Origin of the sequence: Anabaena azotica SJ-1, from assembly GCF_047275885.1 — a bacterium.
Classification (GTDB): Bacteria; Cyanobacteriota; Cyanobacteriia; order Cyanobacteriales; family Nostocaceae; genus Trichormus_B; species Trichormus_B azotica_A.
Genome location: NZ_CP178454.1, coordinates 643,658 through 656,468 on the forward strand (window position 1 = coordinate 643,658; position 12,811 = coordinate 656,468).

A 12,811-nucleotide genomic window follows, 5' to 3' on the forward strand; every position below is an offset into this window, starting at 1 on the left:
TAACAACCAATAGACCGCTTTATATACCATAAAACAAGGTAAAAGTAAAGATGTCAATACCACTCTTAGAATATTCTCCTTCCTCACAAAATCAGCGTGTTGAAGGTTACGAAGTTCCCAACGAAGACACCCCAACTATCTATCGCCTAAATACTGCCACCTCAGATGCAGACATTGATGCCATCATCTGGGCAGGATATCGGCAAATTTTCAGCGAACACCTAATTTTAGAAAGCTATCGTCAAAGCTTTTTAGAATCTCAACTACGAAATCGGGCAATTAACGTCCGCGATTTTATCCGGGGTCTGGGTAAATCAGATGTGTATCGCACCCAAGTAGGAGAAACCAACTCCAACTATCGCTTAGTTGATATCACCTTAAAGCGGTTTTTGGGAAGGGCTGCTTACAACAAAGACGAAGAAATAGCTTGGTCTATTGTCATTGCCACCAAAGGCTTACATGGCTTTATTGATGCTTTATTAGATTCCGACGAGTATCAGCAAAACTTTGGTGATGACATCGTACCATTCCAGCGTCGCCGCTTTGGCTCACGCCCCTTTAACTTAGTAAACCCCCGCTATGATGCCTACTGGCGTGATATAGAGTCTATCCGTTACATGGGTGGTCGTTCCTTCTACAGCGCCCGGACTACAGGTGCTTTAACCACTGAAGATATCCGGCGGGTTATTCCTGCTAACTTCTTTGCAATGGCAGGAAAACTTATCACCACCGAACGCAACTACCAGCGCACAATTGCTTCAGTGAATTCCCAAGTAAACTCTATGGCTATTCCTGATACATCTCGCGAAGTCGTTACAGAACAAGTAACAATCAAACCCGTTACAGTAGCTCTACCTTATCGTTACATACCCAGTAACTAAATTAGGTGACAGTGAACAGTGAAGCAACTGATAACTGGTAAGTGATCATAAACAACTCACAAACATCCTGAAATATGGCAATACCTTTACTAGAATATAAACCCAGTTCTCAAAATCAACGGGTTTCTGGCTACGAAATCCCTAACGAAGACACCCCAAAAATTTACCGCATCGAAGATTATGCTAAAGGCGGGGAAATTGAAGAATTAATTTGGGCAGCTTATCGCCAACTGTTCAGCGAACACGTAATTCTGAAATTCTACCGTCAGAGTAATTTAGAATCTCAGGTGAAAAATAAAGCTATCACCGTGCGTGACTTTATACGGGGTTTAGCTAAATCTGAAGCTTTCCAAAGTTTAGTAATTCAGACCAACTCTAACTATCGCTTGGTCGAACTAGGACTGAAGCGGTTATTAGGACGTTCTCCTTACAGCAAAGATGAGGAAATCGCCTGGTCAATCAAAATTGCTACGGATGGTTGGGATGGTTTTGTTGATGCTTTGCTAGACTCTGAAGAATATCAAAGCTGTTTTGGGGAAAATATAGTTCCCTATCAACGCCGTCGCTACAAAGATAGACCTTTTAATTTAGTAACACCACGCTATGCTGACTACTGGCGTGACAAGTTGGAAGATGCACGGTATAAGCCCGGTAGCATCAGTGACTTCTTCAAAATGGCTGCTTCTGTCAACATCAGAACTGTCACCTATACGCCAGTAAACACCGCCAACATTCAAATTCCCGATACAACCAGAGAGACAAAACCAGAAGGAATCCCTCTCTCTATTAATCCCAGCGGCAGTTTCCCTATTCGCTAAATCTGGGAAATAGGTGTGTAACCTAATGCGGGAAAATAGTTAAAGCGTGAATTAGGATATTGAGTAATCAAACCTTGTTCCGGTTTCAAAGTCGAATTTATTAACAAGAGGAAAGACGCAGCATGGCACTGCCATTACTTCAATACAAACCAAGCAGTCAAAATCACCGTGTTAGCAGCTTTGGTGTTGCTGACAGAAATGAAGATACACCCTATATCTACAGTTTAGAAGATGTTAGTTCTTACACTGACATCCAAAGCATCATCTGGGCAAGTTATCGCCAAGTTTTCAGCGAACATGAAATCCTGAAGTTCAACCGCCAAGGAACTTTGGAATCTCAACTGAAAAATGGTTCTTTGTCTGTACGTGACTTTATCCGTGGTTTGGCTAAATCGGAAGCTTTCTATCGTTTAGTGGTTTCCGTTAACAACAACTACCGATTAGTAGATATCACCCTCAAGCGCCTTTTGGGTCGTTCTGCTTATAACAAAGAAGAAGAAATTGCTTGGTCTATTGTGATTGGAACCAAGGGTTTTAGCGGCTTTGTTGATGCGTTAGTAGACAGTGAAGAGTACACAGCCAACTTTGGGGAGAATACTGTTCCTTACCAACGCAAACGTTTGGAAGGTCGTCCTTACAATTTGGTGACTCCTCGCTACGGTGCAGACTTCCAAGAAACAGCAGGTACAGTCAGAACCGACTGGCGTTTTACTTTGGAAAACTTCTACACTATCAAGGCGAAAACAAAGCGTTTGACAGAAGGAGATCCTGGTAAATATGCAGATATGGCTGCTTCCCTCTCTGCTAAGGGTAATTATGCCCAAAAGCTATCTGCACTTGATATTGATTACTTGAATGCAGTTCCTTATCGTGGTAGACGCTAAGATTGGTAATTTTTTGATTACCTAAATTTTCTACTGGGTCTGGTTTTTACATTGATATGATAAAGAGTTGGCAGGTTCTTTGTTAGCTAGTTATGATGTTAAGTAAAAACCGGACCCTTGGTGTAAAAATTCAGGTGACAGGTGACAGAAATATAGAAGTTTTTTAATTTTTAAATATGAACCAGCGGCTAACTCAAGAACAGTTAAATCAGATTATTGCTGAAGTCCAAGGATTACAATTACGTCAAGAAGCGGAATTTGATCAACAGCAGATTCAGCAAATTTTACAGGAGTTAAATTTACCACCTGAGTTGTTAGATGAAGCTTTGATTCAGTTAGGTCGTCGTCAAGCTTTGGAGATGCAACAACGTCGTAATAAAATGATTGCTTTTGGTGTGGTTGGGGCTATTATTATTGCTATTGCAGGAACTATATTTTTTAATCAACAACAAAGTTCTCTACTGGCTAATGTTTCTGTTCAACAAGATAACATTACTTTAGCTGATAATCGTAATCTGCAATCTGTTTCTCGTCAATCTAATCCTGAACTTTTTTATCGTGTGATTTTGAAAGATGCACCAATAGGTAAGAAATTATCTCTTGCTTGTAATTGGATTGATCCCAGTGGTCAAGTTGTTAAACAAAATAATTATCAAACTCGCGAAATTAAAACTTCTGTTTGGGATACTTACTGTCGTTATACTCTTAATTCTGCTGCACCAGCGGGTAATTGGAAGGCAGAAATGTTGTTGGAAGGGCGGAAAATTAGTGAGAAAACATTTGCAGTTGAATAGTTATGTCTCCCTATCATTTTATTGGTTATTGGGGTGAGAAGAAGGAAGAAAAGCTCAGGCAAAAGTACAGAGGTGCAAAGCAAGAAGGGGAGGAAGAAAAGTTTGTTTGGAGTGTTGTTTATGTTGGATGTGAGTCTGTACCATTAATAGCAGCAAATACCATTGTGGCTGTTTCTGCGGCAGGATTTTGTGAACCGGATATATGGGTGAGGTTGGAATCAAATCGGTTGATTTTGGGTAGGGAAGCTTTTGGTAGAGTTTCTTTATTTTGGACTCAACAAAATAATGTAATTTGGTTTGCTTCTCAGTTACAATTACTTTTAGAAATGATTGAAAAACCGGAAATTAGTATTTCTGGTTTATATGGTTATAGTTGTTTTTCTTATGTTCCTAATCCTTTAACTCCTGTTAATGAGGTGTTTTCTGTGGCTGCGGGAACTGAGGTTATTTTTGATGGTGTGAGTTATCCTCAATTTCGCCATACTCATCAATGGTGTGAGTCCAAGGAAGAAATTAAAGATGAAAAAACCGCAGTTTCTCAATTACAAATTTTACTAAAAAATTCAATTCAAAAGCAAATTGCTGATTTAAAAGATGAACCTGTTGGAGTTTTTCTTTCTGGTGGTTTAGATTCTTCGGTTGTTGCTGCTTTGTTGGTGGAAGCAGGGGTGAAGGTTCACGCTTATTCTTTAGATTTTGGTCAGTTTGGTATTTCTGAATATCCTTATGCGGAACAAGTAGCGCAGTTTCTTGATATTCCTTTGGTGAAGGTTGATGCTAGTCCCAAGAATGTTAAAAATACTCTTATTCCTACTATTCAGGCTTTAGATTTACCTTTTGGTGATGGTGTAATTGTTCCTTTATATTTACTTAATCAAGCTGCTAGTCAAGAAACTCAGGTAATTTTTAATGGTGAGGGTGGTGATCAATTATTTGCTGGTTGGACTAATAAACCTTTAATTGCTGCGGGTATTTATCAAGCTGAACATCCTCATCAAGCAGAAGGTTTTATTCAGCAATATCTGCGGACTTTTCACCGTCTCTGGGGTTATGAAACGCAGGTGTATCAGCCAGAAATTTATGCTCAGATGCGGTGTTTAAATGCCCAGGAATGGCTGTTTGAGGCTCTTGATAGTCATTTTTGCCCTTCGTTGTTGCATCGCCTCCGTCGTGCTAGTTTGATGTTAAAAGGGGCGCAAAATATCCATCCGCGTGCGACTGCGTTGGGGTTTGTGCATGGGTTAAATGTGCGATCGCCTTTTTGTGATTTACTTTTAGCAGAATGGACTTTTCAGCTATCTGGAGAACTCTGTTTACAAGGCGCTTGTGAAAAATATATCCTGAAACGCGCCGTAGAAAATTTGCTACCATCAGAAATAGTTTGGAGACAAAAGCGGGGTATGGGTGTTCCCTTAACCTCTTGGTGTGTAAATGATTTTTGGCATGATATCGGTAATTGGCTAAATCCCGGTATACTAAAGGCAGAAAATATTTTTTACCCTGATATAGCATCACAAATTGTTACAGGACAATTAGGAGGAAATATTCAAGGACGACGGATAGGTGAGAGTCTTTGGTTACTGATTATATGGGAACTTTGGTATGCTCATGTTTTTGGTGTCAAACTAGGTTCAAAGTCTTGGAATCATCCATTTTTATTACCTAATTGGTTATGGAAATATTACCAAAAATTTACCAAGCAATTCCAAATTTAATAACTCCATTTTCTCTTGAATTTGCTCAAGAGTTATTACAAATTTACGGTTCTCCTCTGTATGTTTATGATGGCGATATTTTACGCCAAACTATTTCTGACATTACAAAATCTTTCAGTTATCCTCGCACTAAGTTTCATTTCGCTAGTGTGACAAATGGCAACATTGCATTATTAAAAATATTCAAAAATGCTGGTTGGGGACTTCATGCTAATACTCCAGGGGATATTTATTTGGGTTTAAATGCTGGTTTTGAACCGCATAATATTGTGTATAGCGGTAGTAATTTGAATCGGGAGGAAATATCACAGGTTTTAAATTGGGGTGTGACTACTCTGAATTTGGATAGTATTTCTCAGTTACATTTGTTGTGTGAAGTTTTTTTAGATAACCCACAGGAAAAATTGAATATTGGTTTACGTTTAAATGTTTCGCAAGATAGTCGCATTGGTGTGGGTTTAGCAGATTTTAATGAGTCCGTTTCTATTGCTAAGAATGCGGGTTTAAAGGTTTCGGGTTTACACTTTTATCGGGGTACGGGAACTAATGCAACTACTGCTTTTACTGATGTAATTGATTGGGTTTTAGACATAGGACAACATTTAGCAGATTGGCAATATTTAGATTTTGGTGGTGGTTTTGGTTATCCCTATCATCATCAAGGTGTCTCTTTTAATTGGGAAATATTTGGAGATGAATTAACTAAAAAAATTAGCAATTTAGGAAAAAATATTGATTTAATTATTGAACCTGGACGCGCTGTAGTAGCTGGTTGTGCGACTTTATTAGCTAAGGTTGTATCTGTAAAATGGCAAGGTAAAAAACAAATTATTGGTGTAGATTCTACGGTTGCTAATATTTCTGTTCCTGCTGTACATGGAGGTTATCGCGAAATCGTAAGTTGGAAAAATTCAATTTCGGAAAATTATCTTACTGATATTTGTGGAAACACGACTTATTCACGGGATTATTTAGGTAAAAATTGCCAACTTCCTGTTTTAGAACTTGGTGATATTATTGCCATTTTAGATGTTGGTGCTTATGGATACGCAATGTCTTCTCACTTTTTACATCGTCCCAAACCAGCGGAGATTTTATTAGAAGGTGGTACTCATCGTTTAATTAGAAAGCGGGAAGATTACAGCATTTTACTTAATAATCAAATCTTCTAACAGATTCCCGACTTCTACGATGAATTATTAGGTTTATAACAAAATCCAAAAAAAGTTGGGGATCTTCAAAAACTAATAAATCATAAATCAAAATGGATTGATGTATGAAATGTATTAATTGCGGAACTGACAATAACCTCAAAGATAGAACAGCTAACCAGGGAAGTTGTAAACAATGCAATCATCCTTTTACTTTTGAATCAACAAGCATTGGAACTGGAAAAATTACAGATCCTATGTTTGCTAAAGTTATTGCCGATATTTCTGCCAATAACACTTTATATTTTACAACTAAACAACTTTTGTATTTTTTAGATACTCGTATTCGCAAAAAAAGATTTATAATCGCTCCATTTATCGGTTTATATTTATTTTTAAATATTTTGGTAACTGGTTTAGTCGGAGGAATAACAAGTGCTTTTTTACCTAATTCTTTTCTGATTGCTAACTTAGTTTACCAAGCAGCTACAATCTTGTATTTATTTAATAACACTAAATCAAGTAAGTTAATCACTTCTAGTCGCAAAGTAATTGCTAGAATTTTACAAATTCTGGGAGTTGTAATTTTCTTAGTAGGAATACCAGCAAGTTTGTTGATATTTAATTCTTTTCCACTCTTTTCTATTGTCTCTATTGTCGTGATTTTAATTTTAGGAATTTTATCAATCTTTTTAGGAACTAGACAGTTAGGTAAAGTAGGAAATTTACCACAGGAATTTTTAATTACTCAATCTTATGTAGATGGTTGGTTAAAAATATGGCAACAAATCAATGGTAAAATAGAGACAGTTTTATCTACACCACAAGAACAAATCGCACCTGCATCTATTAACCCCGATGTTACAGCTTACAGTTTTGATAGATTAGTCGTTTGTGATAGTGCTAACATTGCTCAATTATTAATCGCTAATAACTTCCACTTTGAAAATAACTGTGCCATTCTCAGCATTGATGGTTATCCTCAAAGCATTTTTGAAACAACTATGGAAATGTTGCGACGTAACCCCAATTTACAAGTTTTTGCTCTCCATGATTGTAGTCCTAAAGGTGTTAGTTTGTTGCATCGTCTCCGCAGTAGTGAGAATTGGTTTTTAAATAGTGATGTGACTATTATTGATGTGGGTTTACTACCTCGTCAAATTTTGGCTAATAAGCGGGGATTTTTTGTTCAAAATGCAGCTTCTTTAACTACAGAATCCCAAGAATTACTTAGAGAAGTTCGTCAAACTTTATCTGCTGAAGAGATACCTTGGTTAGATGCTGGTAATTTCGTAGAATTAGAATCTTTTACTCCGCAGATGTTAATTAAAATTCTCAGAAGTGGGATTTCTGGAAGTATGAATTTAGAAAATGATGATAGTAATTTTATGGTGATTGGTGATTCTGGAAGTGATATTTATATGGTGGAGAATTTTGGTTGATTAATTGTTGAGTTAAATTTAATCTAAAATTCAAGCATAATAATTCAAGCATAAAATTATGAAGTGTATTAACTGCGGAACTGACAATAACCTCAAAGACAGAACAGCAAATCAGGGAAGATGTAAACAATGTAATCATCCTTTTGCTTTTGAACCAACAACAATGGGTAATTTAAAAATTACAGATCCCATGTTTGCCAAAATATTAGCGGATATTTCTGTTAAAAATACCTTATATTTTACTCCTAAACAGCTTTTGTATTTTTTAGATAGTCGTATCCGCAAAAAAGGATTTCAAACAGTTGGATTTATTGGTTTGTATTTATTTTTCAACATTTGGGTAACTGGGTTTGTCGGAGGATTTACGAGTGCTTTTTTACCTAATTCTTTTCTGATTGCTAACTTAGTTTACCAAGCGGGTACAATTTTCTATTTATTTAAAAATACAACATCCAGTAAGTTAAATAATGCTAGTCGCAAAGCAAGCGCGAGAACTTTGCAAGTTGTGGGATTAGTAATTTTAATCTTGGGAATATTGGTCAGTTTAGCATTAGGTTCTTTTCCTGTTTTTACTGTTGTGGTAATTTTAGGAATGCTGTCAATATATTTAGGAACCAGACAGTTAGGAAAAGTAGGAAATTTACCACAAGAGTTTATAGTGACTCAGTCTTATATAGATGGTTGGTTAGAGACATGGCAATCCATTAATGGTAAAATTGATAAAGTTTTACCCGCACCACAAGAAAAAATTGCACCTACATCTATTAATCCCGATGTCACAGCTTATAGTTTTGATAGATTAGTTGTTTGCGATAGTGCTAACATTGCTCAATTATTAATTGCTAATAATTTTCATTTTGAAAATAACTGTGCAATTCTCAGTATTAACGGTTATCCTCAAAGCATTTTCGAGACAACTATGGAAATGTTGCGACGGAATCCCAATTTACAAGTTTTTGCTCTCCATGATTGTAGTCCTAAAGGTGTGAGTTTGCTGCATCGTCTCCGCACTAGTGAGAATTGGTTTTTAAATAGTGATGTGACTATTATTGATGTGGGTTTATTACCTCGTCAAATTTTGGCTAATAAGCGGGGAATATTTGTACAAAATGTAGCTGCTTTAGCCAAAAGATCGACAGAATTGCCTTTAGAAATTCGTCAGACTTTATCTAAAGAAGAGTTAGCTTGGTTAGATGCTGGTAATTTTGTAGAGTTGGAATCTTTCTCTCCGCAAATGTTGATTAAAGTGCTGCGAAGTGGTATTTCTGGAAGTCTGAATTTAGCAAGTGACGATAGTAGTTTTATGCTGGTTGGTGATGGTGGTAATGATATTTATATGGTGGAAAGTTTTGGTTAAATGGTTACAAATTATGTTCCCAATATTTTGCAGATAAAAGTAAATCTGTACCAAAATCAAATGGCCATGTATCAGGAAAATATGTTTGTTTATATTCTACAGAAACTATATCTAAAGCATCAGCATAAACTTCTGTAAATATTTGTGCAAGATAAGGTTTTAAGCTGGGAGATTCTTTCAATAAAATTTTGATTTGTTTTCTTTGTTCTACAATAGTTACTTCCCATCTATTGAAGTTTTCAGGACTGTTAACATACATCCGTTTGAGAATATGCGCTATCAACACTAATAATCTATTTCTTAATTCCCTTCTTTCGCTTTTTCCCAAACTTTCAATTTCCTCTATTAAATGTTCAAAATCAAGATTTTCGACATCTTTTGATTTGAGTTGAGCAACAGTTCTTTCGCACCAAGCAAGAAAATCGTATTCATATAAAATATCATGTTTTGGTATATTTCGTATCATTTCTATTGCTCCAGGAGTGATTTTTACTTATTTCTTTAATACGGATTTATTTACCTGCAACCAAATTTCTAAACTAACCAATAACCATAGTTTAACACCATATCTTCCCCAGATATCACCTTGAAAATCTAACCAATTCCGCAATATATCCTGATTAATATAAGCTGAAATCTCACTGTTTCTATTTAACAACAATTTTCGCGCTTCTTTTTGCCAATATTTCCTAAATCCTAATTGTACAGGAACCATCATTCCGCTTTTAGGACGATGAATAATTGTATCTGGTAAAATATCACTGACGGCTTTTTTTAAAACTGCTTTTTCTTCGACTCCAGAAAGTTTATATTCTGGGGGGATTTGCATACTAAAGTCAACTATTCGCTGATCAAATAAGGGTGATAAACCCTGTAAATTTGCTGCTTGAGTTAAGTTATTAACTTTTGTTAAAATCTGATCTGCACCTTTAAATTTAATATTCAATGACATTAATCTATTTAAATAATTAGCATCAGAATTTAAATCAGCCGAAAATACAGATGATTCGTTTTTTAAACTTTGATAAATGTCTGGTTTTAAAAGTTGTGGTAAATCTAAAGCGCACTTTTGAAAAGAAATTAAATATGCTTGCAGTGAATCTTGATTATTGATAGAACCATATAAACTATTAATTAACATTGGTTGGTTTTTGGGTCCACCAAAGCAAGGATCTCCACCTTCTCCGTTCAGTATAGTCTGTACGTTTTTTCTTGCTAGTTTGCCTATTAATAAGTTTGGAACTGTCAAAGGATCACCGATGGGATCATCTAGATACAACATCGTTTCTGGTAGAAGTTCCCACATTTCCTGAAAGGTGATTTCTAAAATGTGATGTTGAGTTTGACAGTGTTGTGCAACTAAACTAGAAAATTCTAATTCATTGGGTGTTTCTGTACCAAAATGTATGGAATAAGTATGAACTGGTGCATTATGCAATTTTGCTGCTAATGCTGTAATGCTGCTAGAATCTAAACCACCAGAAAGAAATACACCAACAGGTTGATGTGCGGGTAAATATTCTTTGACAACTTGCTCAAGTAAAGAACGTAATCTTTGACTATACGATTCTAAAGGTTGATTTTTATCTATAATTTGTTCTTTTAGTTGCCAATAATGATAAACTTTGTTTGATGGCATTTCTATAAATGTGCCGGGACGTATTTCTCGCACATCTTGCCAAAGTGTTCTTTCTCCGGGAACAAATGCACAATAAAGATAATCTCGTAATGCTATTAAATCTAAATTATTGGTGCGATAAGGTGCAAGGGTTGTTAATTTGGGGGCAATCCAGCAAGTTAAATTAGTGGTAGTATAATATAAAGTTCGGCTACCTATGGCATCTCTGAATAAATATAATGATTGCTGTTTTCTATCCCAAATTACTAACCCAAACATTCCTACTAAGAGGGTTAAAGATTCTGAGTTGTATTTTTCCCAAAGTTGTGCGATTATTTGTTGATCATTAACGTTATCATTAATATTAATTGCCAATTTTTGCAGTAGTTCTGCCCGATTACTTAACCATATATCACCAACTACTATAAATCTTTCTGTAGGACTAAGTGCAAATTGTGCAGGTGTAGACATAACTGCCAATTTTTCATCTTGCCAAATAAAATCTACTCTTAAATTATCTAACTTTCCATAAGCTACACACCAACTAGGAATAATTTCAAGAGTGGAATTTGTAAATTTAGGAGTTTTAAAAAGATTAAATAGCATACAAAAATAAAAATATGTAAATTTTAAAATGCTTAGAGTATTATTATATACTAAAAATAGAAGCAGTTAATTTTTAAATAAAGACACATCTACCCATGAAACTTGGCTCGGTTGATCATAAAGAATTATTCTGTCGTAGCTTTATGGAGAGTTCATCAAAAAAGCGATCGCACTCCAAGGTCAAGAAGAATCTCGCCATGCTCGTTTAATTAAAACACTTATTGACCGTTATGACATCAAAATGTCTCCACGTCCAACGGTGGAAATTCCCCCCCATATTGAGCCAGCTTTTATTACTTTTGGCTTTGAAGAATGTTTAGATTCATTTTTTGCCTTTGGCCTATTTGCGATCGCTCACGAAGCAAATATCTTTCCTGAACAATTGTATCGGTGCTTAATTTACCAATGATCAACACAATTTTAGTTCCCCAAGGAGCAGAATATCAAGCCGTCTGTCGGGGTTTAAGTCATGTCACTGGTCAGCAGCCAAAGGTGATCCCAATTCCTATTGGGAGGAAATCATTACACCAATTTTTAGCCCTAAATTGCCAATATCTGAATCAGCAAGTCCTACTCATGGGTTTATGTGGCAGCTTAAATCAGCGTTACAGAGTGGGTGATATTGTCCTCTATCAAGATTGTATTGATCAAAAAAATCTGCAAAAATGCGATCGCTCCTTGACCACAGATATATATAATCGGCTTGGGGATCAAGTATCATTGGTCAAGGGATTAACGAGCGATCGCGTAATTTCCTTAGCCGCCGAAAAAAATCATTTACATGAACAATCTGGTGCTGATGTTGTCGATATGGAAGGATTTGCATTCCTAGAATTTTTCCAGCAACTTGAGACATCAGTGGCAATACTACGAGTCGTCAGCGATGATTCTCTCCATGATATACCTGACATAACATCAGCCATTAATAGGGATGGCTCACTCCAACCTTTACCACTAGCCTTAGCATTAATCCGACAACCCCTGTCCGCTACGCGGTTGATTCGCGGTTCCTTAAAAGGACTAAAAATTTTAGAAAAAGTCGCTTACTGTTTAGCAAGTCCGTAAAATTTTTCTCTGCTCGCTGCTGCTGATCTTGTTTCTTTTGTCAAGTTCATACTATACAAATTAGATGAGCTTACCCTGTTCTGTAAACCATTCATGAATGGTAGGAATTTGATGATATGTTTCTCCTAATTTAGCTAATGCTTGAGTTTCTTTGGTAAAAAGTCGCAGATAGTTAGACCAAACTTGATTGATTTTATCTTGTTGTTCTGCTACGGGTAAATGTTCAATCTTGAAACTTGCAGTTGTTGGTTTTTAAGTTATTTTAAAACTAAAATTCTTTGTGTGGGATGATTTCGGTCTTTAACTTTATAGGTAATACCAAATCCGGTTTTTGTAGATAAGATATCTATGATTTGATAACGGTCTCGGATAATAGCACCAATGGCGAATATTTTATTCATATTTATTGCTAAAGTTTTTATTATTTTTTGGATTGCGCTGTTGCTTAATTCAACCTACAATTTTGAAAAAAATCTCAAT

General features: G+C 36.0%; 13 protein-coding genes. 10 read left to right on the top strand and 3 right to left on the bottom strand.

The features are described from left to right. Positions 1–50: 50 nt before the first annotated feature. The 8 genes from ACLLO5_RS02775 (at position 51) to ACLLO5_RS02810 (ending at position 9,042) form a co-directional block, all read left to right on the top strand. Positions 51–881 (top strand): phycobilisome rod-core linker polypeptide, encoded by an 831-nt coding sequence (locus tag ACLLO5_RS02775; RefSeq protein WP_413173959.1) that lies wholly within the window; start codon positions 51–53, stop codon positions 879–881. Between the two features lie 74 nt (positions 882–955). Then, entirely contained in the window at positions 956–1,699 is a 744-nt protein-coding gene (locus ACLLO5_RS02780) for a phycobilisome rod-core linker polypeptide (protein ID WP_413173960.1), read from the top strand. A 122-nt stretch (positions 1,700–1,821) separates the two neighbouring features. After that, positions 1,822–2,583 (top strand): phycobilisome rod-core linker polypeptide, encoded by a 762-nt coding sequence (locus ACLLO5_RS02785; protein WP_413173961.1) that lies wholly within the window; start codon positions 1,822–1,824, stop codon positions 2,581–2,583. A gap of 176 nt (positions 2,584–2,759) precedes the next feature. Beyond that, on the top strand, positions 2,760–3,377 hold the full coding sequence (locus tag ACLLO5_RS02790; RefSeq protein ID WP_413173962.1) for a DUF3859 domain-containing protein: 618 nt from the start codon (positions 2,760–2,762) through the stop codon (positions 3,375–3,377). Between the two features lie 2 nt (positions 3,378–3,379). Then, positions 3,380–5,092, top strand: coding sequence for an asparagine synthetase B family protein (locus ACLLO5_RS02795; RefSeq protein WP_413173963.1), 1,713 nt, complete (start codon positions 3,380–3,382; stop codon positions 5,090–5,092). Continuing rightward, positions 5,050–6,264 (top strand): diaminopimelate decarboxylase family protein, encoded by a 1,215-nt coding sequence (locus tag ACLLO5_RS02800; protein WP_413173964.1) that lies wholly within the window; start codon positions 5,050–5,052, stop codon positions 6,262–6,264. The genes ACLLO5_RS02795 and ACLLO5_RS02800 overlap by 43 nt, the downstream gene beginning before the upstream one ends. Before the next feature lie 104 nt (positions 6,265–6,368). Next, positions 6,369–7,685, top strand: a complete 1,317-nt coding sequence (locus ACLLO5_RS02805) for a hypothetical protein (RefSeq protein WP_413173965.1) — start codon at positions 6,369–6,371, stop codon at positions 7,683–7,685. A 58-nt stretch (positions 7,686–7,743) separates the two neighbouring features. Then, positions 7,744–9,042, top strand: a complete 1,299-nt coding sequence (locus ACLLO5_RS02810) for a hypothetical protein (protein WP_413173966.1) — start codon at positions 7,744–7,746, stop codon at positions 9,040–9,042. 4 nt (positions 9,043–9,046) lie between these two features. Here the strand turns inward: ACLLO5_RS02810 and ACLLO5_RS02815 are convergent, their stop codons facing one another. After that, positions 9,047–9,508 carry a DUF29 domain-containing protein gene (locus ACLLO5_RS02815; protein ID WP_413173967.1) on the bottom strand — a complete coding sequence of 154 codons (462 nt, stop codon included), beginning with the start codon at positions 9,506–9,508 and terminating at the stop codon, positions 9,047–9,049. Between the two features lie 27 nt (positions 9,509–9,535). After that, positions 9,536–11,266 carry an asparagine synthase gene (locus tag ACLLO5_RS02820; RefSeq protein WP_413173968.1) on the bottom strand — a complete coding sequence of 577 codons (1,731 nt, stop codon included), beginning with the start codon at positions 11,264–11,266 and terminating at the stop codon, positions 9,536–9,538. Between the two features lie 241 nt (positions 11,267–11,507). Here ACLLO5_RS02820 and ACLLO5_RS02825 point away from each other — a divergent pair, with 241 nt between their 5' ends. Continuing rightward, on the top strand, positions 11,508–11,675 hold the full coding sequence (locus ACLLO5_RS02825) for a hypothetical protein (protein ID WP_413173969.1): 168 nt from the start codon (positions 11,508–11,510) through the stop codon (positions 11,673–11,675). Then, entirely contained in the window at positions 11,672–12,331 is a 660-nt protein-coding gene (locus tag ACLLO5_RS02830) for a phosphorylase (protein ID WP_413173970.1), read from the top strand. The genes ACLLO5_RS02825 and ACLLO5_RS02830 overlap by 4 nt, the downstream gene beginning before the upstream one ends. Positions 12,332–12,588: 257 nt before the next feature. On the opposite strand, the gene ACLLO5_RS02835 is transcribed toward ACLLO5_RS02830, so the two are convergent. Further along, complete coding sequence (locus ACLLO5_RS02835; RefSeq protein WP_413173971.1) at positions 12,589–12,732, bottom strand: hypothetical protein; 144 nt, start codon at positions 12,730–12,732, stop codon at positions 12,589–12,591. Between the last annotated feature and the right edge of the window lie 79 nt (positions 12,733–12,811).